Raw genomic sequence first — 25,328 nt, forward strand, 5'->3', positions numbered from 1 at the left:
ATGATTTTAACCCATTTCAGGTGACGTCCGTTATAATGACAACTATATTACCAAACATCCTCTCCCCTATTAAACAGTGGAAAAGTTGAATATGTCTGAAAACCGTAAGCCTGAACAGGGTGTCAAACTTCGTGGTGCAGAAAAAGTCGCTAGAATTCCTGTAAAAGTTGTTCCTACGGTTGAAGTGCCGCGCAAACCGGACTGGATCCGAGTCAAAATGACGGCACCAGAAGAAGTTCAACGTATCAAAACCACCCTACGTGCGCAAAAGCTGCATACAGTCTGTGAAGAAGCTGCCTGCCCGAATTTACCTGAGTGTTTTGGTGGTGGAACGGCAACTTTCATGATCATGGGCGATATTTGTACCCGTCGCTGTCCGTTCTGTGATGTGGCCCACGGCCGTCCAAATGCACTCGATCCGGATGAACCGCGCCATATGGCTGAAACCATTGCCAACCTCGGCCTCAAATATGCCGTAATCACCTCGGTCGACCGCGATGACCTGCTCGATGGTGGCGCACAGCATTTTGTTGATTGTATTAAAGAGGCACGTGCATTAAGTCCAGATACCTTACTGGAAATTCTGGTACCGGACTTCCGCGGACGTATGGATATTGCGTTACGCATCATGACTGAATGTCCACCGGATGTGTTTAACCACAATATTGAAACCGTGCCACGTCTGTATAAAGCAATGCGTCCAGGTTCAGACTATCAACACTCTTTAAGCCTGTTAAAAACCTTTAAAGACTATTGTCCAGACGTACCCACCAAGTGCGGTTTGATGGTCGGTATTGGTGAAACTGAAGAAGAAGTGATTGCCCTGCTTGATGACCTGAAAGCCCATGATGTGGACTATGTAACCATCGGACAGTATTTACAACCATCGACGCAGCATGCACCTATCGATCGTTTTGTCACCCCAGAAGAATTTGAGCGTTATGCTGAACATGGCCGCAAACTGGGCTTTAAAAATATCTGGTCAGCACCTATGGTTCGTTCCAGCTATTTCGCAGATCGTCAGTATTATGGTGAACCGGTTCCAGCAGTACGTCGCAAGGTAGATCCAGCCAAGAAAATCAATGTACAAACCATTGAAGCTTAAAATAGTGTTCTGATTTTAAAAGCCCTCTCACAAGAGGGCTTTTTTATACCTTAGTCACAACTGATCTATTTCTCGGACAGTTCCACATTTTTTCAGTTAAATTATTGCTCAGTTTAATTCTGAACAGAGAACAGCATGTCGCAAGAAGATTATAAAAATGGTTTACAGGTACGCACTGAAGTGATGGGCGAGGCTTTTGTCAAACGTGCACAAGACAATACCGTACCGTTCACTCAACCTTTGCAGGACTGGATCAATGAACATGCCTGGGGCTCAACCTGGCAACGTGAAGGCGTATTGCCGCGTAAATATCGCTCGCTCATTACCCTAGCGATGCTGACCGCACTCAAAGCACCGACCGAAATCAAAGGCCATGTACGTGGCGCACTCAACAATGGCTGCACAGTGGAAGAAATTCAGGAAACCTTGCTGCACAGCTTGCCGTACTGTGGCGCCCCTGCTGCACAAGAAGCCTTTCGCGCAGCCTTAGAAGTCATCACTGAATATCAACAGCCCAAGCAAGATTAAACCTCTTCATCTGTCTAGATTTGATTTTAACCTTGCAGCTAGACTTTAGAGTACAAACCAGAAAACGCTAAAGTCTAGATGGAGATATTTACATTAACTTATTACCGGCGTCTGAATCTTGGCATGACGGTCATCAATCACAATGGCTTGTCGACAGATCCCATCTGCTCGACGTTGTTGCTCAAATACCTGGGCAGACATCGGCTCAAAATTATCAAAGAAACAAATTTCCTGATCATCAATCGAATACACCAGGGATTGATTCCCCACGCCGTCCAGCGTGTCATAGTAGACAATCACCATTTTGCCACGCTTGATTTCATTCTGAATATCGGCATAACTTAAAGCAGCCTGAATCGGAATGCGCAAGGCTTTTGCTTCGGTATAACTCTGCCGTTCGGTTTTATCGATATTGGGATCAGGATCGGTATGAAAAGCCACCTCAAACCCGATTTTCTTTAATGCCACGGCCAGAGCTATGGTAAAAGTGCCCTGTTGATAATCATGGCGGCATAGCTTAATCAGCTCGCTCATTGCAATTTGTACCCCATGGTGCTGTAACACCATCCATACCGCAAACACTCCACAGTTAGCTTCGAGATTCAGCAATGAATCAGGCATCGTCATGGCCATAGCTTTAAGTCCAGAATTTGAGTCAATCGTTCATGATACTATTTTATCAACAGAAATCAGCGGATTCTCTTGAATTGACTGATCCTGCCTCATTTTTCAATCTTTCTGAAAATATTTGAGTCTGAATCACTTCACTGGCTTTGTCTTACTGCGGTGCAGCTCTCTTCAACACTTAAAACATTTATCTTAAAATCACCTTGCCATCTCATCCATTCCCATACAGTACAGATAGAATTCAACTAATCTCATCTATTGATTTGGTAAAAAATCAGCAATAAAAAAGCCGGTGCAGATGCACCGGCTTTTTTGATTTCATCGATGGTTAAACCGATTACATCTTACACTGCAGCAGAAGCAAGCACTGTGTTAAACGTTGCGCTTGGGCGCATCACAGCATTCACTTTTTCTTGATCAACGGCGTAGTAACCACCGATATCAGCAGGTTGACCTTGAACTTGTGCAAGCTCAGCAACGATCTTCTCTTCATTTGCAGCTAAAGCTTGAGCAAGAGGAGCAAATTTCGCTTTCAACTCAGCATCTTCATCCTGTGCAGCAAGCTCTTGAGCCCAATACATTGCTAGATAGAAGTGACTGCCACGGTTGTCGAGCTCACCCGTACGGCGTGAAGGTGATTTGTCATTGTCGAGCAATTTACCCGTTGCTTGATCTAGGGTCTTCGCAAGCAATTTCGCACGATCATTGCTTTCTTTGATGCCTAACTCTTCAAGAGAAACTGCTAGTGCCAAGAACTCACCGAGCGAATCCCAACGCAAGTGGTTTTCTTCAACAAGTTGTTGTACGTGTTTCGGTGCTGAACCACCTGCACCTGTTTCGTACATACCACCGCCCGCCATTAACGGAACGATAGAAAGCATTTTCGCAGAAGTACCCAGCTCCATAATCGGGAACAAGTCAGTGAGGTAATCACGTAGGATGTTACCTGTTACAGAAATGGTATCCAGACCACGTGCGACACGTTCAAGCGTATAACGCATTGCACGCACTTGTGACATGATGTGGATCTCAAGACCAGTCGTATCGTGGTCTTTCAGATATTTCTGAACTTTTTTGATCAACTCATTTTCATGTGGACGGTATGGGTCAAGCCAGAAGATCGCTGGCATGCCAGAGTTACGTGCACGAGTCACAGCAAGTTTTACCCAGTCGCGGATCGGTGCATCTTTCACCTGACACATACGCCAGATATCACCTTGCTCAACGTTTTGCGACATCAACACTTCACCTGTTTCAAGATCGGTGATGTTGGCAATACCTGCTTCAGGAATTTCAAACGTCTTGTCGTGTGAACCGTATTCTTCTGCTTTTTGCGCCATCAAACCAACGTTTGGCACAGTACCCATGGTACGAGGGTCGAAGTTACCGTTCCACTTACAGAAATTGATCATTTCTTGGTAAATACGTGCGAAAGTCGATTCCGGCATGACTGCTTTACAGTCGTACTGTTTACCATCAGCACCCCACATTTTACCGCCAGAACGGATCATGGCAGGCATAGAAGCATCTACGATGATATCGTTAGGTGAGTGGAAGTTGGTGATGCCTTTTGCTGAATCCACCATTGCAAGTGCAGGACGGTGTTCTTGGCAAGCGTGCAAGTCACGGATAATTTCGTCACGTTGTGATTCAGGCAAGCTCTCGATCTTTTCGTAAAGATTAGCCATACCGTTATTGACGTTAATGCCTAATTCGTCGAACAGTTTACCGTGCTTTTCAAATGCATCTTTGTAGTAAATTTTCACACAGTGACCAAATACAATCGGGTGTGAAACTTTCATCATGGTTGCTTTTACGTGTAGCGAGAACAAAATACCTGCTTCGCGACAATCTTCTAACTCTTTCTCATAGAAGTCGCAAAGGGCTTTTTTGCTCATGAACATTGAATCAATGATCTCACCATCCTGAAGCGCAACTTTTGGCTTAAGAACGATAGTTTCACCACTGTTAGTGATCAATTCCATCTTCACGTTACGCGCACGGTCAAGTGTCATTGATTTTTCGCCATGGTAGAAGTCACCTTCTTGCATGTGCGAAACGTGAGTTTGTGACCATTGCTTCCACTCGCTCATTGAATGCGGGTGTTTTTTAGCATAGTTCTTCACTGCGGCAGGTGCACGACGGTCAGAGTTACCTTCACGCAACACTGGGTTTACCGCTGAACCTAGGCATTTTCCATAACGTACTTTAAGCACCTTTTCTTCTTCAGTTGTTGGGTTTTCCGGATAGTCAGGAAGCGCATAACCCTTGGATTGCAATTCTTTGATGCAGGCCGTCAACTGGCCAACAGACGCACTGATGTTAGGGAGCTTGATGATATTCGTGTCCGGGTCCTGTGTAAGACGGCCCAGCTCTGCAAGATTGTCAGTAACCTTCTGCTCATCTGTCAGGTAATCAGAGAATTCTGCGAGCACACGTGCGGCTACAGAGATATCACTTTTGGTGATCTCGATGCCGGCTGGCTTAGTAAAGGTTTCAATAATCGGCAGTAGCGAATAAGTCGCCAACAATGGCGCCTCATCAGTCAGTGTGTAAATGATATTTGACTTTCCACCAGCCATATGTGTAGCCCCTTGTGTTAAATTGAGTTTTGGCGAACCAGACTTTTGGCCCAGCTCTACGAACTGATTTGCTTAAATAAAACCTCGAAAGTATCGGCTCTCAAGGCATTTCAGTCAATTACAAATCTTGTGATACCAACATTTCAAAAAAAAATACCAATCTTATCCGATCATTTTTAGTACTGAAATTCGTGTCTAAAGCTCAAGTTTTTCCAAAATGATCGGCAACATCATTCACATCCGCCATCTCTATTCATCCCTACTCAGCAGTTATCAAATTAAGAGTAGGATGCTAAATGACGCATGCTGTACAAGTCCCTAGGAATCCTCAACAAAGCGCAGGTCATAGAAATCATAGAACCTAATTATTGCTTACTCAAAAACCACGCACAGAAAAAGTCTCTTCAGTTTGGTCATACTCAAAAGGAAGTATCTCTGATGGAATTAAATCCGTCTTGGCTACGAAATCATGAGGGATGATATGCACCATAAATTTTACGTGCTAAATATTTCATATCCCCTACACGCTCCCTCAACTTAGGCATTAGCTCAGTTCTATTTTTGATAAGCCTCAGACTTCAGATACAGCTGGAAAGAATAAAACGAGACGTTTTACGCCCTGATCTCTTGCAAAATTATACGATTTCACAATGTGCAAATTACAATTGGAACAAAATCGATTTCCAAGTACAATATTCCCCTAGTCGAGGGATGCTGCAACATTTTGGGAATAACTACCCAAATTCGCCAGGCTCGACGATCGGTTGAACATTCGACTCAACCAACAACGGCATCCGCGAACTCAACGATCAACATGTTATTTCTAGGAGATCCTGATGAACGCGGTGAATGCTTCATTTACAGATTATAAAGTTGCCGATATTGCTCTTGCTGATTACGGCCGTAAAGAAATCAAACTTGCCGAAGCCGAAATGCCAGCCTTGATGGGCTTGCGTCGCCGCTATGCGGCTGCAAAACCACTTGCAGGTGCCAAAATCCTCGGCTGTATCCACATGACCATTCAAACAGCAGTGTTGATTGAAACACTGGTTGAGTTGGGTGCGGAAGTACGCTGGACGTCATGCAACATTTTCTCGACACAAGACCATGCGGCAGCTGCGATTGCTGCAAGTGGTGTACCGGTGTTTGCCTGGAAAGGTGAAACTGAAGAAGAATATGTATGGTGCCTGGAACAGCAAATCAATGTGAATGGCAAACCTTGGGATGCCAACATGATTCTGGACGATGGTGGTGACCTGACTGCTCTTGTTCATGAAAAATATCCTGAAATGCTTGAACGTATTCACGGTATTACCGAAGAAACCACCACAGGTGTCGCTCGTCTGATTGAAATGTGCAAAGACGGTTCTTTAAAAGTACCTGCGATCAACGTCAACGACTCTGTGACCAAATCTAAAAACGACAACAAATACGGTTGCCGTCACTCGTTAAACGATGCGATCAAACGCGGTACTGACATGTTATTGTCTGGCCGTCGCGCGCTGGTAATTGGTTATGGTGACGTGGGTAAAGGTTCTGCACAATCTTTACGTCAAGAAGGCATGATTGTACGCGTGACTGAAATTGACCCGATCTGTGCAATGCAAGCGTGCATGGACGGTTACGAAGTTGTTTCTCCATACAAAAATGGCGTGCCAACCGGTAAAAAAGAAGACATCAACCTTGAGCTTCTACAAAATACTGACCTTGTTGTAACAACAACAGGGAACTACCATGTTTGTGATGCGGCCATGCTCGACAGCTTAAAAGCGGGTGCGGTGGTATGTAACATCGGTCATTTCGATACTGAAATCGATACCGCTTATTTACGTGGTTACAAGTGGGTTGAAGTAAAACCTCAAGTACACCAAGTATACCGTTCAGAAAATGACAGCGATTACCTCATTCTGCTTTCTGAAGGTCGTTTGGTGAACCTGGGCAATGCAACTGGCCACCCATCACGCATCATGGATGGTTCATTTGCCAACCAAGTTCTAGCACAAATGTACCTGTTTGAAGAAAAATTTGCTGATCTTCCTGCTGAGCAAAAAGCAGCGAAAATCCGCGTTGAAGTTTTACCGAAAAAACTGGATGAAGAAGTCGCAGCAGCTATGGTTGCCGGTTTCGGTGGCGTATTGACACAATTGACTCAAGAACAGGCTGACTACCTCGGTGTAGCGGTTGAAGGCCCATTCAAATCAGATGCATACAAATACTAAGTAACCCAAGGGCAGTTGCATATGCATACTGCCCTTTTTACTCAGCCGATATTTGTACATCAAAAAAGGATTTGATATGAGCAAACGTGTTCCGATTTCTTTTGAATTTTTCCCGCCAAAAACTGATGCCGGTGCAGAAAAGCTGCAATTGGTACATCAGGAATTACAACAGCTGAATCCTGAGTTTTTCTCGGTGACCTATGGCGCTGGCGGTTCTACCCGTGAGCGTACGTTGGCCGCAATCGATGCCTTTAACGCTAAAGGCACACCGGTTGCTCCTCACCTGTCTTGTATCGGGGATGACAAAGCGCGTATTGCTGAACTTTTAGATTTGTACAAATCCAAAGGTATCAATCGTATTGTCGCCTTACGTGGCGACCTTCCTTCAGGTCAGGTGGGTCTCGGTGAGCTACCATACGCACAGGATCTGGTGCGTTTTATCCGTGAACATTCAGGTGATCATTTCCATATTGAAGTGGCGGCTTACCCGGAAATGCATCCACAAGCAGAAAACTTCGATGCGGATATCCAGCGCTTTGTAGAAAAAGTGAATGCAGGTGCCAATGCTGCAATTACCCAGTTTTTCTTTAATCCAGATGCGTACTTTTACTTTATGGATCGTATCCAGAAAGCGGGTATTGATATTCCAGTAGCGCCGGGCATTATGCCGATTACCAATGCCAGCAATCTGATCCGTTTTGCGGATGGTACGGGTGCTGAGATTCCACGCTGGATTCGTAAGCAACTGGCTGCGTATGGCGATGATGTGGAATCAATCAAAGCTTTTGGTCATGAAGTGGTCATCACACTCTGTGAACGCCTGATTGCTGGCGGTGCTCCAAGCCTACACTTCTACTCCATGAACCAGACCGAGCCAACACGCCAGTTAGTCCTTGACCTGGGTCTGAACTAAACTGCCTATATTCAACACACACAACCAGAGACACGTAACCATGACCCGTTTTTATATTAATGCTGATTTGACTGTCGAGGAAACTTGCGAGCTTTCTGAAACCGTCTTTCATCATTGGGTTCGTGTGCTACGTGCTCAGGTGGGTGATCAAGCCACCCTGTTTAATGGCAAAGGTGGTGAATATGAAGTGACCTTAACCGAGGTGTCGAAAAAGACAGCTTCTGTGCAGGTCACGCATTTTAGTCCAGGCGATCGTACTCCGGCTTTTAAAGCAGTGCTTGGCCAAGTGATGAGTAAAGGCGACCGTATGGATTATGCGATCCAAAAAGCCACTGAACTTGGCGTGGATCAAATCCAGCTTTTGACCTCTGAACGCTGTGAAATGCGCCTCAAATACGATCGTGACCAGAAGAAACTGGAGCATTGGCAAGGGGTAGCAATTGCCGCTTGCGAGCAGTGTGGTATGAACCGGATACCCCAAATTTTGCCACCGCTAGCACTCAGTGAATGGCTAAACAGTGAACTTCCAGCAACACGTTTAGTGCTTGCGCCGAACAAAGATCAGGTCAATGTACTGCAACATGCAAATTCAGAACTGGCCTTATTAATTGGCCCCGAAGGCGGCTTGAGTGAGACAGAAATTGAACAGGCAAATGCAGCAGGCTTCCAGAATTGGTGTATTGGGGAGCGCGTATTGCGTACAGAAACTGCACCGGTTGTAGCGCTTTCGATTTTAAATCACCATTTTGCTTAAGTCCGATTGCTTTTTATAGTTCACCCACAAAACAACCAAAACCAACTCAGCATTGATGTGCTTTTTTTCGCAAAATTTCTTTAAAATTCCTTCATTTCCTTAGATCTTCACCAAAACATCACATCGCTTAAATTAGCTTACTTTTCCATAGAATATCTGCCCAATTTGGGCGATATACCCTCAGATGCATAAACTTATATCTCTTGAGTATTACTCTATAAATTTGAGCTCTAAGTTTGTTCGAAAAAGCAGCAGGCTTGACTGGGCGAAGTGCTCAACTAATGGTATATTCGGGAGAATTTAGCAAAAACCCCCGCCAGCAACGCTGGAATAACTCTTGCAACAATCGAGACTCAGATGGACGATCAATCATTAAAACAGCAGGCTTTGTACTACCACGAATTCCCAACTCCAGGGAAAATCAGCGTGACACCAAGCAAGCAGCTGGTCAACCAACGTGATCTAGCGCTTGCTTATTCTCCAGGTGTTGCAGCACCTTGCTTAGAGATCGAACGTGATCCTTCGCTTGCAGCCAAATATACCGCACGTGGTAACCTTGTTGCCGTAGTCAGTAACGGTACAGCCGTACTGGGTCTAGGTAATATCGGTCCATTGGCCTCTAAACCTGTAATGGAAGGTAAAGGCGTTCTGTTCAAGAAGTTTGCGGGTGTCGATGTATTCGATATCGAAATTGCAGAAAATGATCCAGACAAGATTGTTGATATTGTTGCTGCACTAGAACCAACCTTTGGCGGAATTAACTTAGAAGACATCAAAGCACCTGAATGTTTCTACATCGAGCGCAAACTGCGTGAACGTATGAACATTCCAGTGTTCCATGATGACCAACATGGTACATCGATCATTGTGGGTGCAGCATTGCTGAATGCCCTACAACTGGTTGAGAAAAAAATTGACGAAATCCGAATTGTTGCCTCAGGTGCCGGGGCTGCTGCCCTCTCTTGCCTTGACTTGCTTTGCGCACTCGGTGTCAAAAAAGAAAATATCATCGTTGCCGACTCACGTGGTCTAATCACCACCTCTCGTGAAGGCTTGGATGATTCGAAAAAACGTTACATGCAAGACATTCAGGCGACTCAGTTACACGAAGTCATGAATGACGCTGACATGTTCCTCGGTCTTTCTGCTGCTGGCATCCTCACCAAAGAAATGGTGAAACAGATGGCGGCTAATCCGATCATCTTTGCTTTGGCGAACCCAGATCCAGAAATTCTGCCAGAACATGCGCATGAAGTTCGTCCTGACGTGATCATGGCAACGGGGCGTTCAGATTACCCGAACCAGGTGAACAACGCACTATGCTTCCCTTATATCTTCCGTGGTGCACTCGATGTCGGTGCAACCACCATTAACGAAGAAATGAAGATTGCCTGCGTACATGCGATTGCAAAAATGGCGCATGTTGAGGCAGATGCGGCAACTTATGGTGAAAAATCAGCTTCTTTCGGTCGTGATTACCTGATTCCGCGTCCACTTGATCAGCGCTTAATTCTTGAGATTGCCCCTGCTGTTGCTAAAGCTGCAATGGACTCGGGTGTTGCAACTCGCCCAATCCAAGACTTTGATTCTTACCGTCAACGCTTGTCTGAGTTTGTATATAACTCAGCCTTGATGATGAAACCAATCTTCGCCCAAGCGAAATCGGATCCAAAACGTATCGCATATGCAGAAGGTGAAGACCTACGCGTATTGCGTGCGGTACAAATCGCAGTGGATGAAGGTCTGGTTAAACCAATCTTGGTCGGTCGTACAGCAGTGATCGAAGCCAACATCAAGCAGTTGGGCCTACGTTTACAAAATGGCGTAAACATCGAAATCATTGATCAGGAAAAGAACCCGCACTATCAAGCATTTGCCGATGATTACTATCAAATCATGCAACGCAAAGGCGTGACCGTGGAATACGCACAACGTGAAGCACGTCGTCGTTCAACCCTGATCGCTGCGATGCTAGTTCGTCACGGCCTTGCAGATGGTATGCTCTGTGGTACTTACTCAAGCTATGACATTCACCTTGATTTCGTGAGCAACATTATTGGCTTGAAAGAAGGTCACAATACTTTCTTCACCTTGAATGCCTTGATGCTTGAAGATCGCAACCTGTTTATTGCAGACACCTATGTCAACACCAACCCGACTGCCCAGCAGTTGGCTGAAATGACTATTCTGGCAGCTGAAGAAGTTCGTCGTTTTGGTATGACACCACGTGTTGCTTTGCTTTCTCATTCTAGCTTCGGCAGCGACCAGACAGATCCAAGCGCGCAAAAAATGCGTGAAGTGTTCAATATCCTGTCTAAAATCGCACCGGAACTTGAAGTGGAAGGCGAGATGCACGGTGATGCTGCATTGGATGAAAACATTCGCCACTTTGCATTCCCGAACTCACGTTTCAAAGGTTCAGCGAATTTGTTGATCATGCCAAATCTGGATGCAGCAAACATTTCGTTCAACCTGTTGAAATCAACTTCTGGCAATAACGTGACGATTGGTCCGATCCTGCTTGGTGCAGCAAAACCAGTTCACATCTTGACGCCAACAGCAACAACACGCCGTCTGGTCAACATGACTGCTTTAACTGTGGCTGAAATTCAGCAAGATCAAGCCTAATCCCAGAAAGCCGAGTAAAAAGCTCGGCTTGCTGACTTGAGAAAACCTCTATTCTGTTGCATGATTGCCTCAAGAATAGAGGTTTTTTCATGCAAGTGTATTTAGTGGGTGGTGCCGTTCGAGATCAGTTACTTGGACACCCCTATCAAGAAAAAGATTATGTGGTGGTAGGGGCTCAACCCGAACAACTTTTAGCTCAAGGTTTTCAACCGGTGGGTAAAGATTTTCCCGTTTTTCTCCATCCTGAAACCAAAGATGAATATGCGCTTGCGCGTACAGAGCGTAAAGCAGGTCATGGTTATCATGGCTTTGAATTTTATACCGATCCGAATGTCAGCTTAGAAGAAGATTTAATCCGGCGTGATCTCACCATCAATGCCATGGCAATGGATGAGCAAGGTCAGGTCTATGATCCTTATGGTGGCCAGCAGGATTTACAGTTAAAAGTACTGCGTCATGTTTCGAATGCTTTTGTTGAAGATCCTTTGCGTGTACTGCGAGTGGCACGTTTTGCCGCGCGTTACCAGCAATACGGTTTCACAATTGCCGATGAAACGCTGGCCTTAATGCAGAAATTGGCAACTTCGGGTGAACTTGAAGCCTTAACCCCAGAACGGGTATGGAAAGAAACTTCTCGTGCATTGATGGAACGTGATGCAGATGTCTATTTTGAGGCACTACGTCGCTGCGGGGCTTTAAAAATACTTTTTCCTGAATTAGACGCCTTATTTGGTATCCCACAACGCCCTGAATATCACCCTGAAATTGATAGTGGCCTGCATACCCTCATGTCATTACAACAGGCTTGCCGTGCCAACTATTCCTTGGATGTCCGTTTTGCCGTACTGGTTCATGATCTGGGCAAGGCATTAACCCCAAGTGATGAACTCCCGCGACATATCATGCATGAAGAGCGCGGAGTGAAACCGGTCACTGAAGTCTGTGAACGTTTAAAAGTACCGACTCAGACCAAACAACTGGCGATTGCCGTCTGTAGGGAACATCTCAAAGCACATCAAGCTTTAAGCTTAAAACCGGGTACTTTGTGGCGCTTACTGCAGCGCCTGGATGTTTTACGCCGTCCCGAACGAGTGGAGGCTTTCATACAAGCCTGCGAGTGTGATTCACGGGGTCGTTTGGGGCTGGAAGATCGCCCCTATCCTCAAGCCGCTTACATGTTAGAAGCCATGCGTGTGGTTCGAAACATTAAAGCCCAAGATCTACCTCCTGAAATTCAAGGTCCAGATATTGGTGAAATGTTAATTCAACGTCGTATTGAAGCAATTGCTGAGCTCAAAGCGCAACATAAACATGATGTTGTCTAAGACATTACGATCATTCTATACACAGGCTGTCAAATCGACAGCTTGTTTTTTTTATGGATCGGTCCGATTTCAATCACTAACCTACCCATCAAAATAACTTAGCACGCTCTTACTGTAACCCAAGCTTACCGAATCACGTCGTAATCCTCCATGATTGATAGCTTGTGCCATTTGAGCTTAAAACCCATATTGCTAGAATCTACGCCATCTTGTGCCGGTCAAGTCCTTTCTCCTCTTGAGTTTGCAAAACAATCTCTCGGGTGGCTTGTTGCAGCACAGCCAATCTTACACTTTGCGGTCTTTCATCTAAAAATGGAACTACATTCTTATGGCTAATCTTTTTGCATTCCCAATTCGTATTTATATGGAAGATACTGATGCAGGTGGCATCGTCTATCATGCCAACCATATCCGTTTTATGGAACGCTGCCGTACCGAATGGCTACGTGCTTCAGGGATTGACCACTACTGGCATCAAAAAGATTATAACTTCGTGGTTCACAAGATCGCGGTGAAATACATGCGTCCAATTTTGATGGACGATCTGATCACGGTGACTGCAAGTGTAATTTCATGTAAAACCGCGTCATTTACCTTGCAACAACATATTTATCGTGGTGAAATCTTACTGGCTTCAGGTGAGGTTGAGTTGGCATGTTTAAATGCAAACATGATGCCTTGCCGCTTACCTGATGAAATTCGTGATCTTATTCGTAAAGAATTAGCGCAAGATTAAAAAAACTTGGCACATGTAACTTATGGCAACACAACTAGAATCAACTCTACATATCTCCGATTTAATTTTACAAGCGAGTCCAGTCGTACAACTGGTGATGCTGATCCTGTTTCTTGCATCGCTGTATAGTTGGTATCTAATTGCCAAGTTGCATATGAGTTACAAAAAGGCCCACCAAGAAGACCAGCATTTCCAGAAAATGTTCTGGTCTGGGGCCGAATTGAATACCTTATATAACAATGCCCAGCTCAATTCCAAACGTGCGGGCCTCGAAGATATTTTTTATCTCGGTTTGGGTGAATTTCTTAAACTGAAAAAACGTCAAGCTTCTCTTGAACAAGGGATTGAAAGTACTGAACGAATCTTACGTGTCGGCCTCAGCCGTGACCAAGGACAGCTCGAGCAAGGTTTGGGCACCTTGGCCAGTATCGGTTCGGTTGCACCTTATATTGGTCTATTTGGTACGGTTTGGGGCATCATGAATGCCTTTATTGGGCTTGCAGCAGTCGAACAAGTCACCTTAGCTACGGTCGCACCGGGTATTGCAGAAGCCTTGATTGCCACAGCAATTGGTTTATTTGCCGCCATCCCTGCCGTTCTGGCATTTAACCATTTTACGGCCAAAGGTGAAGCTATTTATTCAAACCGGGCACTGTTTGCCGAAGAAATGGTCGCGCTGTTACAACGTCAATCGGTTGGTACTGCACAGGAAGAAGCGTAAATGGCGATTCAACGTTCGGGCCGTTTTGAACGTATTAAAAAACCCCTGAAAAGTGACATGAACGTGGTGCCGTATATCGATGTCATGTTGGTTTTGCTGGTAATTTTTATGGTCACCGCACCCATGATTACCAGTGGTATTGACGTCGATTTACCACAGGCCAACAGTACCTCCTTTGCCTCGAAAGAATCACCAGCTATCGTTTCGCTTAGCAAAGATGGCCAATACTATCTGAACTACAAAACCTATAAAGATGACCAAGCGCTTAGCTTGAGTCAACTACAAGAAATTTTAACAACAGCACAAACGGAAGCAACAGCTAAACAGCAGCAACTCAGTGTCTTGGTGAATGGTGATCAAAGTCGTCCGTATGGGGATGTCGTCGCCTTGATGGCCAGTCTGCAAGAAGCAGGTCTCAGCCAAGTTGGTCTACTGACTGAACCTTTAAAATAAATATGAAGCATTCTCCTCAGCCACACGTGCAGCAAAAAGCCATTGCGATTGGTTTTACCCTAGGGGTACACACCGTTGCGCTGATTGCTTTACTTTATTTAGGTTTAAGTGACCCACCTAAACCACCTGAGCGCATGCAAGCGGTTCTCATCAAACCCGAGGATCTGCCTCACCCTAAACCTGAAGCAGACACAGAAATCAGTGAAACGGTCCATCAGAAAGTAGCAGCCGAAATTCAGCAAACAGCTGAGCCTGTGCCAGCGGCACCTGTTATTCCTAGCACTGCTGCCCCGATTAAAGTTGAAACTTCACCTGCAGAAACCACACTTGCCAAACAAGATGCAGAGAATGCGGCACGACGTGCTCAAGCCGAACAGCGTGCTGAAGCTGAAGCCAAATTAAAAGCAGAATTAGCAGCAAAACAGCGTGCTGAAGCAGCTGCTAATGCTCAGGCTACTGCGGATGCAAAAGCCAAAGCCGCTGCAGAGGCAAAAGCCAAAGCCACTGCAGATGCAAAAGCTAAAGCTGCTGCAGATGCAAAAGCTAAAGCTGCCGCAGATGCAAAAGCTAAAGCCGCTGCAGATGCAAAAGCCAAAGCCGCTGCAGATGCAAAAGCCAAAGCCACTGCAGATGCAAAAGCTAAAGCTGCCGCAGATGCAAAAGCTAAAGCCGCTGCAGATGCAAAAGCCAAAGCCGCTGCAGATGCAAAAGTCAAAGCCGCTGCAGATGCAAAAGCTAAAGCCGCTGCAGATGCAAAAGCCAAAGCCGCTGCAGATGCAAAAGCCAAAGCTGCCGCCGAAGCGCGTGAGCAAGCGGAACAAGAAGCCAAAGCCTCGGCGGCAAAAAAAGCGAGCGAAGATGCAGCTCAAAAGAAAGCCGAAGCCAAAAGAATCGCTTCTACAGCCAAACGTGACTTTACCAATAAAATTCAACGTGCTTGGGATGTCCCCGCCGGTTCAACGGGTAAACAGGCCACGGCACGCGTGACTTTAAGTGACAGCGGGGCTGTACTATCGGTGGTTGTGAGCGCGAGTGATCCAGACATGAAAGCCAGCGTCGAAGCGGCTGTACGTGCAGCAGCGCCTTACCCGATGCCTGCGGATCCCGATGCGCGTCGCGAAGCCCGTAGTTTTAGCTCAACGTTTACAGCACGATAAATTAATGATGCATAATTACAGGGTTTGAATAGATTTAAATCCGGTAATTATGCTAAACAGAAACACGAAGAAAAATCCCGAATTTGAGTGCAAGACAATTATGGAAAACATGCGTAAACCGCTACTTGCTTTAGCCCTAACCGCAACCTTTGGTCCAATTTTGCCAACAGCCGCCTTGGCTCAACTCCATCTTGAGATTGCTAAAGCCCCTGAACAGGCACCAAAAATTGCGATCGTGCCATTTAGCAATGATCAGTCTATTTACCCGATTGTCGAAAGTGATCTCAACCGTTCCGGACGCTTCAGCAGCTCTTCAAAAAATTTACCGCCAACATCCGCTACACTCAATCATTTACAAGCAGCTGACTGGAAAAATGCAGGTATTCCGTATGTGGTCATTGGTGATGTCAAGCCCGATGCCAATGGTAACTACCAAGTCCATTACCAGTTGTTTGATGTGGAAAAACAACAATATCTGCTCAATGAACTGTTAACCGTGCCAAGCTCACGTATTCGTCAAGCCGGTCATATGATCAGTGATGCGATTTATCAGGCCTTAACCGGAATTCCCGGTGATTTTAGCGGTCGTATTGCCTATGTCTTACGAAATCCGGCGACTCCCGATCAACGCTATACCTTACAAATTGCTGATACCGATGGTGAACAGCCACGGACAGTACTGTCCTCACGCGATCCGATCCTGTCACCCACTTGGACACCGGACGGCAAAAAATTGGCCTATGTGTCTTTTGAAACGAAACGTCCGGGAATTTATCTACAAGATTTAGCCACAGGCCAGCGTGAAGCACTGGCACGTTTTAGAGGGCTAAATGGTGCGCCAAGTTTCTCACCAGATGGCCAATCCATGCTATTTACCGCATCCATGCATGGTAATCCTGAAATCTACCAAATGGATTTGAATACCCGCCAGCTCAAACGCATGACGAATGATAACGCAATTGATACAGAAGCACGTTATGCACCGGATGGGCAATCTTTTATCTTTACCTCGGACCGTGGTGGTTCTGCACAGATTTACCGTTACAGTTTTGCCGATGGTTCAGTCAAACGCCTGACATTCCGTGGTGCATTCAATGCACGCGGTAGTTTGAGTGCCGATGGTAAAAAAATTGCGATGGTGCACCGTCCAGCAGACAGCAACTATAAAGTTGCTTTACAGGATATCAATACCGGGATTACCCAAATTTTGACACCTACCAGTCTGGATGAATCTCCAAGTTTTTCACCCAATGGCCAAATGGTCGTGTACGCAACACGCGAAGGGAACCGTGGCTTGCTGTCAATTATGTCAACAGATGGCCGTTTCCGGATGAACTTACCAAGCGAACAAGGTGAAGTGCGCGAACCGGCATGGGCACCCAAATAAAACCACCGACATGCTTTAAAAAACCATTGATGGAGCTTCAAATGAACCTGATTAAACTGTGTACGCTTCCCCTACTCGCAACGGCTTTGGTCATGACTGGCTGTGCAAGCCGCAAACCAGCCACTGAAATCGCAACAGGTAATAATCTCGGTACGGGCACTGCAACGACGGTCAATACCACTGGCCTCAGTGAAGATGCAGCACTCAATGCACAAAATGCTGCAGGTGCTTCTGCCAAAGGAGTGACTGAAGCCAATAAAGCATTCTTGGCCAAACGTGTCGTACATTTTGATTATGATAGCAGTGAGCTTTCTAGCGAAGATTACCAAACCTTACAAGGTCATGCACAATTCCTAGTGGCAAATGCCAACTCGCGTGTTGCTTTAACCGGTCATACCGACGAACGGGGTACACGTGAATACAACATGGCACTCGGTGAACGCCGTGCCAAAGCCGTGCAAAGTTTCTTATTGACCAATGGTGTACAACCGCAACAGCTTGAAGCTGTAAGCTATGGTAAAGAAATGCCAGTCAATCCAGGTCATACCGAAGAAGCATGGAAAGAAAACCGCCGTGTTGAGCTGAACTATGAAGCGGTACCACCATTATTAAAATAAGCATATCGCAAATAAAAAGCCCGGATACATTCCGGGCTTTTTATTTCTCAACTGTTATTGGGCTTCGTGTTTTTCCGCATCGGCCGCATGCATCGATTCAATTAAGTCATGTTTATTGAATTCTTTATATTCCGGCTTATTTTCATAGCCTTTCCATGCATCTTTGACACTTTCTGCGGAAATGTTTTCTAGGCTGATCGGTTCGCTAGGCGTTGGAGTTGCGTCGAACTTTTTCGTTGTCATTTCTGGCTCCTATGTCATTTCGTCCTTTAGACATCAACATAACATGTTCTTCAGGACTTTCAAGGGTAAAATCAGCGCAAATAACATGGTTTAAATTTTATTTTATTGCGTTCTCATCTAAAATACGCCGATTGATTCATTCACCCCCTTTTGCCGATTGGAGTCATCCTGTATGTCATATCGCACCCTATCCCAATATTTACAACAACAAGATGGGAATTTAACGCCTGAACTTTCACAAGTCATTGAAACGATTGCAAACACCTGTAAAACGATCGATCAGGCTTTACAAAAAGGTGCGCTTGCCGGCATTTTGGGAAGTGCTGAACATGAAAACGTGCAAGGTGAAACCCAGAAAAAACTGGATGTCATTTCGAATGATTATCTGATTGAAGCTTTACGCACTCACGCGCATGTCGGTGGTTTGGCCTCTGAAGAACTTGATGAATTCACACCAGCGCAAGAAAATGGTAAATACCTCGTGTTATTTGATCCACTCGATGGTTCAAGCAATATCGACATTAACATGTGTGTCGGCACTATTTTCTCGATTCTGCCAGCAAAAAATGCAGTTACACAGGCAGAAGACTTTATGCAGCCAGGTACTGCTCAAGTCGCGGCAGGTTATGTTCTGTATGGTCCATCGACCATGATGGCCTTGACAGTCGGTGCAGGTGTAGTATTCCTGACTTTAGATCCTGAAACTCAAGAATTCCTGGTCACCTCAGAAAATGTTCAGGTCGCGGAAGATACTAAAGAATTCGCGATTAATGCCTCTAACCAACGTCATTGGGAAGCACCGGTCAAACGCTATATTGATGAGCTGCTTGCAGGCAAAACCTCAGTACGTGGCAAAGACTTTAATATGCGTTGGGTGGCCTGCATGGTCGGTGATATTCACCGTATTCTATGCCGTAGCGGAATTTTCCTTTACCCTTATGATTTTAAAGACCCGAAAAAAGCAGGCCGTTTACGTCTGATGTATGAAGCGAACCCAATGAGCATGCTGATGGAACAAGCAGGCGGTGCTTCAACTACGGGTCGTGTACGGATCATGGAAATTCAACCGACGGAACTACACCAACGTGTACCCGTGATTATCGGCTCTAAAAATGAAGTTGATCTTGTCACCAGCTACCATTAATCATTTTGCTCAGCCGCTGATACAGTTTCATGCTGTAGCAGCGGTGGACGTTTATACTTATGTCAATTATTTTTCTTGAATCAAAAGATAACCCCAAAATTAAACATCTGCGGGGGTTGATTGAACAGAATTCTTACCGCAAAAAACAACAGCAAACCGTACTCGAAGGCACTCATTTATGCCTGGCCTGGTTACAAGAAAACAAGAAGATTAATGCGATTTTCACCACAGAAAATGCTTTAAAACATCCAGACTGGAATGATATTAATGAGCACTATCACGGTCATATTTTTGTGATCAGTGAATCATTGTATAAAGATCTCAGTACTTTAGGTACGACCCTAGCCTGTCTCGCGATTATCGATCTGCCAAAACATAACGACAGCATGCGTTACGATATCGATACTCTCATTTTAGAAAATGTGCAGGATCCTGGTAATGTAGGCACACTTTTACGTTCTGCAGCTGCAGCCAATATCAAACAGGTGGTATGTACCGCAGGTTCCGCTTCCCTCTGGTCACCACGTGTATTACGTGCGGGAATGGGTGCGCATTTTTCTTTGCAGACTTTTGAAAATGTCGCATTAACCGAAATTTTAGAAAAATTCAAAATTCCAGTCTATGTGACCAGTTCGCATCAATCACGTAGTCTCTACCAGCAAGATTTACGACAACCTTGCGTTTGGATCTTGGGTAATGAAGGTCAAGGCGTCAGTGATTATGCACTCGCACATGCCCAGTCAGTGGCCATTCCTCAGCCAGGTGGACAGGAGTCTTTAAACGTCGCAGTGGCAGGTTCAATCTGTTTCTTTGAAATGGTGCGTCAGCGTCTATAAATCTATAAAATCGTTACGTTATTTTACCTGCTCTGTATTGGCACCAAAAAACGATTACACTAGCTAAAATAATCGCTTGAGTTGTCAACCATTCCCTTGTTTTTGACGTTATATAATCAATAAAGTTAAAAATAAGGGTGGGTACTCCATGACAGGATTTTCCATCTCTATGGATCTAGCGCCCAAACAGTCCAAATCAGAATCAATGAGTGCTCAAACGAGTACGGTTGAACAACGCCTGAAGAATTTTATGCAGGATGTCAGTGGGCGTGCGTTGGTCATGATGGAAAGTGCAACGCAAGGCCAACAGGGGATCGCGACTGACCTGGTACAAGAGGCATTTATTGCCCTGCACCAGTCATATGCAGAGAAAACGCTAGAAGAATGGTATCCCCTGTTCTATACCATTTTGCATAACAAGTTACAGGATTGGCGCCGTAAAGAGGCACGCAGAGCCCAACCTTTTGCCTTTTTCAAAAAAATTAACTTAGATGATGATCAGGAAGAAGCGATCGAACTGGTGGATGAAACCAGCTTAAACCCTTCAGATTTTTTATCACAAGCGGTAACCGTAGAGGAAATCCAGCAGGCGATTGCCCAATTACCAGTTCGTCAACAGCAAGCCTTTATGTTACGTGCCTGGGAGGGGTTCGATACCCAAACCACTGCACAGATCATGAATTGTAGTGAAGGCAGCGTCAAAACCCATTATCATCGTGCCATTCAAGGGCTGCGTGCCAGTTTGGTACATTTGAATCCTTATTTGGGAGGATCATCCGATGAAAAATGATGATTTTACAAAACAGGTGACGTCCAAACTCGATGGACTCGCCCGGCAGCATAAAGATAAACCTATCGTCATGAATCATGTGCTTGAGCATATTCAAACGCGGTCAACTTCGCGTTATGGCTGGTGGAAAATGACTGGCTTTGCGCTGGCTGCTGCTTTGGCAGGTTTTATCGTATTGCCGAATGCACTGGAATTAACAGAGAAACCGCAAAATCAAGTAGTGGTTAGCCCTAAACTTTCACCACAAATGGTTGAAGACTTAGAAATGTTAATGGTTTTAGGCGAAGACAAGGTGCCACATGGCAGCTAAAAAATTAGCACTGGCTTTTTGTGCCATCGGGTTTTTACAGACCAGTTTCGCTGGATTTGAACGTTTCTGGATTTTTTCCAAAGATGCCAATACCCAGGTCAATGATACCTGGGAGGAACTTTCTGAGGGTGAGCAAATTGCGCTGATCAAACGCTACCAGCATCTCAAGGAATTGCCGGACCAACAAAGTGTTGCGCTACAGCAACGTATGGAATGGTTTACTCAATTGCCAGAACAGGACAAACAGAAAATGCGTGAAGCCTGGCAACAAATGAGTACACAAGAGCGCAATGAATTACGGCAACGGATGCAACATGCCACACCAGAACAGCGTCAGACGATTCGACAGGAATATATCAATAAATATGTCGGGATTAACACAGCCAACAAATAAATAAGCGATTAGATAGGTCAAAGTGATAAAAAAGCCTCGTAGTGAGGCTTTTTTTATGGCAATCAGTTTAACTGCGATATTCATCAATCAATGCATAAATCTGGCGTAAGGTGGCATTTGACAGTTTAGTCTTTTCCCCTTTTAACAATTTTTCTAGCTGCTCCAGTGTCTGTAATAATAAAGCGGCCTGATGCGGACCATGCAATAATAAATAGTCCACGATCTGCTGATCCAGATGTACCCCACGGCGTGTCAGCACTGAGTTGACCAAAGCCTGGCGATCGGCATAGAGGCTGCCAGTTGGCACCTTCACACTGACCGCTTGCGTTAGGCGTGATTGCAAATCGGGTAATTCTAGCTTCAGCTCTATTGGAGCAACACGTGAAGAAAAGACCAGTTGCCCACCTTCGGCATTTTGATAATTGATGAGATGAAACACTGCACGCTGCCAATGTGGCACACCGCTGATGGCCTCGATATCATCAAGGGCCACCAGATCATATTTTTCCAATGACGTAATGGCCTCAATCGGCGCATCTAGCAAGGCCAGCAACGATACTTTAATCGCCGACTTCCCCACGTCCAAATAAGAATCACAAATCGCGGAAAGCAGATGGCTTTTACCGGTACCCGCCCCCCCATAGATATAGAAACTACGGATCAGTCCAGCGTGTAACTGGCGCACGGCATCAATCACAGGCCCCCAACCTGGCCCCGAAAAATCACTAATTCGGGCATCCAGTTGCGGCTCAATATCTAACTGCAATTGACGCATATCTACTGTAAACCTTAAGGTTGATCTTGATCAATGTTAATCGATTTTTCAGTCGCTTGCTGATCTTTTCTGTCGGAATCTAGCGCCTGAAGATCTGTAGTGACCAGCAAATTCCCTGACTCAGCAGCCTGTTCAACTAAATTAGGCGGCCCATAAAATGCGCTATGCTCATAGCTCTCGCGTACATGCTTTAACAGCACCACAATAACGGCCGCCACAGGAAGTGCGATTAACATTCCAATCAGACCACCTAAATGGGCACCTGCCAAAACAGCAAAGACCACTGCAACCGGGGAAAGGCCAATTTTATCGCCGAGCAAGAACGGCTGTAAAATATAACCTTCTACGGCCTGCCCAATCATAAACACCACCACAACCAGAATCAGCTGCATCCAGTCGATACCAAACTGGAATAAGGTGGCGACAATCGCAGCAATGATACCCACGGCAAATCCTAAGTAAGGGATAATACTGGCCAGTCCTGCAACCATCCCAATAATCAAACCGACTTCTAATCCGATCAGTTGCAAACCTGATGCATAGACAATGCCCAACAAGAACATCACCAGAAACTGTCCTTTCACAAAGGCACCCAGCACACTGTGACATTCCCTCACAATCACCATGGCATTCGGTTCATAGCGACGTGGGATTAGGCGGTGGAAAGAATCCAGCATCCGCTCCCAGTCCAGCAAGAAATAGAAAGAAATAATCGGAATCAGAACCACGGTGCCCCCAATCTGAATAAAATTCAATCCGGATTGCGCCACTTTTAACACCATCGCCTGAATACTGTTCGCACTGTAATTGGTCTGAATATATTCCATAATGACGGTGGACATCTGCTCCGTGTCAATTTCCATCCGCTCCACATTAAAAGTGTGAGACACCCAAGGCAGGAAAGTGGAATTTAGCCAGTGAATCCCAGCGGGAATACTGTCACGCGAATAGATTAATTGTTTCCAGATCAGTGGCACGACATACCAGATCGCCAAAGTAATCAGAATCCCGATGCCAACAAAGACCACACTAATCGCCAACCAACGCGGTAGTCTCCAGGCATGTAAATAATTAACTAGCGGACTAAACAGGTAGGCAATTAAAAAAGCCCCAATAAAAGGTAAAACAACAGGTTTAAGTAAATATAAAATCCAGAGAACGAGTGCGATGCCTGCAAGGATAAAAATACGGCGCAAGGTACGATCGAGCATAGAATCTCGCCTTTTCTCAGTTTAATCGTTATAGAAGAAAATATTTTAGTAAAGATAGCATTTTAGCGCATAAATAACATAAGAGTTTCGTTTATTCAGGTTATAATCTCACGCCATTGCGGAGACTTCATTATGAGCAACTCAACTTCTACCCCTAACTCTGGTTTAAGCTATAAAGACGCTGGTGTCGATATTGAAGCGGGCGACGCACTGGTCGATCGAATCAAATCTGTAGCTAAACGCACAACTCGTCCTGAAGTAATGGGCGGTCTTGGCGGCTTCGGCGCACTTTGCAAAATTCCGAAAGGTTATGAAGAGCCAGTTCTTGTTTCAGGTACCGATGGCGTAGGCACAAAATTACGTCTGGCATTAAACCTGAACCGTCATGACACAATTGGTCAGGATCTAGTGGCAATGTGCGTCAACGATCTTTTGGTCTGTGGTGCTGAACCTTTATTCTTCCTCGACTACTATGCAACAGGCCATCTTAATGTGGATGTGGCAGCAAATGTCGTAACTGGTATTGGTAAAGGTTGTGAGCTAGCAGGTTGTGCATTGGTCGGTGGTGAAACGGCTGAAATGCCAGGCATGTATGAAGGTGAAGATTACGATCTTGCTGGTTTTGCCGTAGGTGTAGTTGAGCAAAGTAAAATTATTGATGGCTCTAAAGTCAAAGCTGGTGATGTCTTGATTGGTATCGCATCAAGCGGTGCACATTCAAATGGTTACTCACTGCTACGTAAAATTCTTGATGTAAAAAATGTCGATTTAACGCAGGAAATCGATGGTCGCCCATTGGCTGATGTCGCAATGGAACCTACCCGAATTTATGTAAAACCAGTGCTTGAGTTGTGCAAACAAGTGGATGTCCATGCCATGGCACACATCACCGGTGGTGGTTTACCAGGCAACTTGCCACGTGTCTTGCCAAATGGTGCACAGGTGGTAATTGACGAAGCTTCTTGGGAATGGCCAGAACTGTTCAAACTACTACAACGTGAAGGTGGTGTTGAACGTTTTGAAATGTACCGCACCTTTAACTGTGGCGTAGGTATGGTCATTGCTGTTGATGCTGCTGATGCGGAAAAAACCATTGAAGTGCTGAATGCACAAGGTGAAAAAGCCTGGAAAATTGGCTACATCCAGGACAATGCTGAATCGGTTGAAGGCGCAGACGAAAAAATCCGCGTAATTTTTGCATGATACGAATTGCTGTACTCGTTTCAGGCAGTGGTTCTAACCTGCAAGCACTCATCGATGCCCAGTTATCTGGGCAAATCGTAGGTGTATTGTCGAACAAACCAGATGCCTACGCGCTTACCCGGGCAAAAAATGCCGGGATCGATACTGCGGTAATTGAACACAAACACTTTCCAACACGTGAAGTCTTTGATCAAGCCATGCATCAGCAACTGCTGGACTGGCAAGTTGACTTTGTGATTCTTGCCGGCTTCATGCGGATTTTAAGCGAGAAGTTTGTGCGTGCGTGGGAAGGTAAAATGCTGAACATCCATCCCTCGCTGTTGCCCTTTTATAAAGGCATGCATACCCATCAGCGTGTGCTGAATAGTGGGGATGTCTTCCATGGCTGTACCGTACACTATGTCACGCCTGAACTGGATGCCGGTCAGGCCATCGCTCAAGGTATCTTAAAAGTCGGGCCACATGATGATGCCAATCATCTGGCACATCGTGTCCATGGGCTGGAACACCTCATTTATCCGCAAGTCGTGGAATGGATCTGTCGTGGCGATTTGCATTATGTGCAAGGCCAAGCCATCTTTAAAGGGCAGCCTTTAACTGACCCTGTGCAGTTCTGCAAATTCTAAAAAATAAAAAAAGCGCCTTCTCGAAAGCGCTTTTTTTTATTTGT

At 45.4% G+C, this 25,328-nt stretch carries 25 protein-coding genes; 20 read left to right on the plus strand and 5 right to left on the minus strand.

The features are described from left to right. Window positions 1-91: 91 nt before the first annotated feature. Window positions 92-1,105, plus strand: coding sequence for a lipoyl synthase (gene lipA / locus PGW99_RS07735; RefSeq protein ID WP_273777081.1), 1,014 nt, complete (start codon window positions 92-94; stop codon window positions 1,103-1,105). A 135-nt stretch (window positions 1,106-1,240) separates the two neighbouring features. Next, on the plus strand, window positions 1,241-1,633 hold the full coding sequence (locus tag PGW99_RS07740; protein WP_273777082.1) for a carboxymuconolactone decarboxylase family protein: 393 nt from the start codon (window positions 1,241-1,243) through the stop codon (window positions 1,631-1,633). A gap of 93 nt (window positions 1,634-1,726) precedes the next feature. Here the strand turns inward: PGW99_RS07740 and PGW99_RS07745 are convergent, their stop codons facing one another. Together PGW99_RS07745 and PGW99_RS07750 are read right to left on the minus strand one after the other, a co-directional pair. Then, window positions 1,727-2,266 (minus strand): cysteine peptidase family C39 domain-containing protein, encoded by a 540-nt coding sequence (locus PGW99_RS07745; protein ID WP_273777084.1) that lies wholly within the window; start codon window positions 2,264-2,266, stop codon window positions 1,727-1,729. Between the two features lie 338 nt (window positions 2,267-2,604). Further along, a complete protein-coding gene (locus PGW99_RS07750) occupies window positions 2,605-4,842 on the minus strand; it encodes an NADP-dependent isocitrate dehydrogenase (RefSeq protein WP_273777086.1) in 2,238 nt (745 codons plus the stop codon). An 836-nt stretch (window positions 4,843-5,678) separates the two neighbouring features. Here PGW99_RS07750 and ahcY point away from each other — a divergent pair. The 11 genes from ahcY (at window position 5,679) to pal (ending at window position 17,752) form a co-directional block, all read left to right on the plus strand. Then, window positions 5,679-7,061, plus strand: coding sequence for an adenosylhomocysteinase (gene ahcY, locus PGW99_RS07755; protein WP_273777088.1), 1,383 nt, complete (start codon window positions 5,679-5,681; stop codon window positions 7,059-7,061). A 76-nt stretch (window positions 7,062-7,137) separates the two neighbouring features. Next, window positions 7,138-7,974 (plus strand): methylenetetrahydrofolate reductase [NAD(P)H], encoded by an 837-nt coding sequence (metF, locus tag PGW99_RS07760; RefSeq protein WP_273777090.1) that lies wholly within the window; start codon window positions 7,138-7,140, stop codon window positions 7,972-7,974. A gap of 40 nt (window positions 7,975-8,014) precedes the next feature. Beyond that, window positions 8,015-8,728 carry a 16S rRNA (uracil(1498)-N(3))-methyltransferase gene (locus PGW99_RS07765; RefSeq protein WP_273777091.1) on the plus strand — a complete coding sequence of 238 codons (714 nt, stop codon included), beginning with the start codon at window positions 8,015-8,017 and terminating at the stop codon, window positions 8,726-8,728. A 357-nt stretch (window positions 8,729-9,085) separates the two neighbouring features. Next, complete coding sequence (locus tag PGW99_RS07770; protein ID WP_273777093.1) at window positions 9,086-11,356, plus strand: NADP-dependent malic enzyme; 2,271 nt, start codon at window positions 9,086-9,088, stop codon at window positions 11,354-11,356. 89 nt (window positions 11,357-11,445) lie between these two features. Beyond that, complete coding sequence (locus PGW99_RS07775) at window positions 11,446-12,681, plus strand: multifunctional CCA addition/repair protein (protein ID WP_273777095.1); 1,236 nt, start codon at window positions 11,446-11,448, stop codon at window positions 12,679-12,681. A 328-nt stretch (window positions 12,682-13,009) separates the two neighbouring features. After that, a complete protein-coding gene (gene ybgC, locus PGW99_RS07780) occupies window positions 13,010-13,417 on the plus strand; it encodes a tol-pal system-associated acyl-CoA thioesterase (RefSeq protein WP_273777097.1) in 408 nt (135 codons plus the stop codon). 22 nt (window positions 13,418-13,439) lie between these two features. Next, complete coding sequence (gene tolQ / locus PGW99_RS07785) at window positions 13,440-14,138, plus strand: protein TolQ (RefSeq protein WP_273777098.1); 699 nt, start codon at window positions 13,440-13,442, stop codon at window positions 14,136-14,138. After that, window positions 14,139-14,591, plus strand: coding sequence for a protein TolR (gene tolR / locus PGW99_RS07790; protein ID WP_273777100.1), 453 nt, complete (start codon window positions 14,139-14,141; stop codon window positions 14,589-14,591). Between the two features lie 2 nt (window positions 14,592-14,593). Further along, window positions 14,594-15,748, plus strand: a complete 1,155-nt coding sequence (gene tolA / locus PGW99_RS07795) for a cell envelope integrity protein TolA (RefSeq protein WP_273777102.1) — start codon at window positions 14,594-14,596, stop codon at window positions 15,746-15,748. A 100-nt stretch (window positions 15,749-15,848) separates the two neighbouring features. Then, on the plus strand, window positions 15,849-17,135 hold the full coding sequence (tolB, locus tag PGW99_RS07800) for a Tol-Pal system beta propeller repeat protein TolB (protein WP_273777103.1): 1,287 nt from the start codon (window positions 15,849-15,851) through the stop codon (window positions 17,133-17,135). A 41-nt stretch (window positions 17,136-17,176) separates the two neighbouring features. After that, window positions 17,177-17,752 (plus strand): peptidoglycan-associated lipoprotein Pal, encoded by a 576-nt coding sequence (gene pal / locus PGW99_RS07805; RefSeq protein WP_273777105.1) that lies wholly within the window; start codon window positions 17,177-17,179, stop codon window positions 17,750-17,752. Between the two features lie 54 nt (window positions 17,753-17,806). On the opposite strand, the gene PGW99_RS07810 is transcribed toward pal, so the two are convergent. After that, entirely contained in the window at window positions 17,807-17,995 is a 189-nt protein-coding gene (locus PGW99_RS07810) for an NF038105 family protein (protein ID WP_273777107.1), read from the minus strand. 172 nt (window positions 17,996-18,167) lie between these two features. On the opposite strand from PGW99_RS07810, the gene PGW99_RS07815 reads away from it, so the two are divergent. From PGW99_RS07815 to PGW99_RS07835, 5 genes are all read left to right on the plus strand, one after another. After that, window positions 18,168-19,139, plus strand: a complete 972-nt coding sequence (locus tag PGW99_RS07815) for a class 1 fructose-bisphosphatase (RefSeq protein WP_273777109.1) — start codon at window positions 18,168-18,170, stop codon at window positions 19,137-19,139. Window positions 19,140-19,198: 59 nt separating this feature from the next. Next, window positions 19,199-19,975, plus strand: coding sequence for a TrmH family RNA methyltransferase (locus PGW99_RS07820; protein ID WP_273777110.1), 777 nt, complete (start codon window positions 19,199-19,201; stop codon window positions 19,973-19,975). Between the two features lie 169 nt (window positions 19,976-20,144). Further along, window positions 20,145-20,765 carry an RNA polymerase sigma factor gene (locus PGW99_RS07825; protein WP_273777112.1) on the plus strand — a complete coding sequence of 207 codons (621 nt, stop codon included), beginning with the start codon at window positions 20,145-20,147 and terminating at the stop codon, window positions 20,763-20,765. Then, window positions 20,755-21,075: a hypothetical protein gene (locus PGW99_RS07830; protein ID WP_273777114.1), complete on the plus strand. Its 321-nt coding sequence runs from the start codon at window positions 20,755-20,757 to the stop codon at window positions 21,073-21,075. The genes PGW99_RS07825 and PGW99_RS07830 overlap by 11 nt, the downstream gene beginning before the upstream one ends. Further along, window positions 21,065-21,469, plus strand: coding sequence for a DUF3106 domain-containing protein (locus PGW99_RS07835; RefSeq protein ID WP_273777115.1), 405 nt, complete (start codon window positions 21,065-21,067; stop codon window positions 21,467-21,469). Before PGW99_RS07830 ends, PGW99_RS07835 begins: the two co-directional genes overlap by 11 nt. Before the next feature lie 67 nt (window positions 21,470-21,536). On the opposite strand, the gene hda is transcribed toward PGW99_RS07835, so the two are convergent. Beyond that, complete coding sequence (gene hda / locus PGW99_RS07840) at window positions 21,537-22,244, minus strand: DnaA regulatory inactivator Hda (RefSeq protein ID WP_273777118.1); 708 nt, start codon at window positions 22,242-22,244, stop codon at window positions 21,537-21,539. 14 nt (window positions 22,245-22,258) lie between these two features. Further along, window positions 22,259-23,455 (minus strand): chloramphenicol efflux transporter CxpE, encoded by a 1,197-nt coding sequence (gene cxpE, locus PGW99_RS07845; protein ID WP_273777120.1) that lies wholly within the window; start codon window positions 23,453-23,455, stop codon window positions 22,259-22,261. Window positions 23,456-23,587: 132 nt separating this feature from the next. On the opposite strand from cxpE, the gene purM reads away from it, so the two are divergent. Beyond that, window positions 23,588-24,658, plus strand: coding sequence for a phosphoribosylformylglycinamidine cyclo-ligase (gene purM, locus PGW99_RS07850; RefSeq protein WP_273777122.1), 1,071 nt, complete (start codon window positions 23,588-23,590; stop codon window positions 24,656-24,658). Beyond that, window positions 24,655-25,284: a phosphoribosylglycinamide formyltransferase gene (gene purN / locus PGW99_RS07855; RefSeq protein ID WP_273777124.1), complete on the plus strand. Its 630-nt coding sequence runs from the start codon at window positions 24,655-24,657 to the stop codon at window positions 25,282-25,284. Before purM ends, purN begins: the two co-directional genes overlap by 4 nt. The last annotated feature ends 44 nt before the right edge of the window (window positions 25,285-25,328 follow it).

It is taken from the genome of Acinetobacter sp. GSS19, assembly GCF_028621895.1.
Lineage (GTDB): Bacteria > Pseudomonadota > Gammaproteobacteria > Pseudomonadales > Moraxellaceae > Acinetobacter.

Bases quoted from the DNA above. Each gene is read 5' to 3' on its own strand.
- lipA (WP_273777081.1), top strand. From the start codon at position 92: ATGTCTGAAAACCGTAAGCCTGAACAGGGTGTCAAACTTCGTGGTGCA.
- PGW99_RS07740 (WP_273777082.1), top strand. From the start codon at position 1,241: ATGTCGCAAGAAGATTATAAAAATGGTTTACAGGTACGCACTGAAGTG.
- PGW99_RS07745 (WP_273777084.1), bottom strand. From the start codon at position 2,266: ATGGCCATGACGATGCCTGATTCATTGCTGAATCTCGAAGCTAACTGT.
- PGW99_RS07750 (WP_273777086.1), bottom strand. From the start codon at position 4,842: ATGGCTGGTGGAAAGTCAAATATCATTTACACACTGACTGATGAGGCG.
- ahcY (WP_273777088.1), top strand. From the start codon at position 5,679: ATGAACGCGGTGAATGCTTCATTTACAGATTATAAAGTTGCCGATATT.
- metF (WP_273777090.1), top strand. From the start codon at position 7,138: ATGAGCAAACGTGTTCCGATTTCTTTTGAATTTTTCCCGCCAAAAACT.
- PGW99_RS07765 (WP_273777091.1), top strand. From the start codon at position 8,015: ATGACCCGTTTTTATATTAATGCTGATTTGACTGTCGAGGAAACTTGC.
- PGW99_RS07770 (WP_273777093.1), top strand. From the start codon at position 9,086: ATGGACGATCAATCATTAAAACAGCAGGCTTTGTACTACCACGAATTC.
- PGW99_RS07775 (WP_273777095.1), top strand. From the start codon at position 11,446: ATGCAAGTGTATTTAGTGGGTGGTGCCGTTCGAGATCAGTTACTTGGA.
- ybgC (WP_273777097.1), top strand. From the start codon at position 13,010: ATGGCTAATCTTTTTGCATTCCCAATTCGTATTTATATGGAAGATACT.
- tolQ (WP_273777098.1), top strand. From the start codon at position 13,440: ATGGCAACACAACTAGAATCAACTCTACATATCTCCGATTTAATTTTA.
- tolR (WP_273777100.1), top strand. From the start codon at position 14,139: ATGGCGATTCAACGTTCGGGCCGTTTTGAACGTATTAAAAAACCCCTG.
- tolA (WP_273777102.1), top strand. From the start codon at position 14,594: ATGAAGCATTCTCCTCAGCCACACGTGCAGCAAAAAGCCATTGCGATT.
- tolB (WP_273777103.1), top strand. From the start codon at position 15,849: ATGGAAAACATGCGTAAACCGCTACTTGCTTTAGCCCTAACCGCAACC.
- pal (WP_273777105.1), top strand. From the start codon at position 17,177: ATGAACCTGATTAAACTGTGTACGCTTCCCCTACTCGCAACGGCTTTG.
- PGW99_RS07810 (WP_273777107.1), bottom strand. From the start codon at position 17,995: ATGACAACGAAAAAGTTCGACGCAACTCCAACGCCTAGCGAACCGATC.
- PGW99_RS07815 (WP_273777109.1), top strand. From the start codon at position 18,168: ATGTCATATCGCACCCTATCCCAATATTTACAACAACAAGATGGGAAT.
- PGW99_RS07820 (WP_273777110.1), top strand. From the start codon at position 19,199: ATGTCAATTATTTTTCTTGAATCAAAAGATAACCCCAAAATTAAACAT.
- PGW99_RS07825 (WP_273777112.1), top strand. From the start codon at position 20,145: ATGGATCTAGCGCCCAAACAGTCCAAATCAGAATCAATGAGTGCTCAA.
- PGW99_RS07830 (WP_273777114.1), top strand. From the start codon at position 20,755: ATGAAAAATGATGATTTTACAAAACAGGTGACGTCCAAACTCGATGGA.
- PGW99_RS07835 (WP_273777115.1), top strand. From the start codon at position 21,065: ATGGCAGCTAAAAAATTAGCACTGGCTTTTTGTGCCATCGGGTTTTTA.
- hda (WP_273777118.1), bottom strand. From the start codon at position 22,244: ATGCGTCAATTGCAGTTAGATATTGAGCCGCAACTGGATGCCCGAATT.
- cxpE (WP_273777120.1), bottom strand. From the start codon at position 23,455: ATGCTCGATCGTACCTTGCGCCGTATTTTTATCCTTGCAGGCATCGCA.
- purM (WP_273777122.1), top strand. From the start codon at position 23,588: ATGAGCAACTCAACTTCTACCCCTAACTCTGGTTTAAGCTATAAAGAC.
- purN (WP_273777124.1), top strand. From the start codon at position 24,655: ATGATACGAATTGCTGTACTCGTTTCAGGCAGTGGTTCTAACCTGCAA.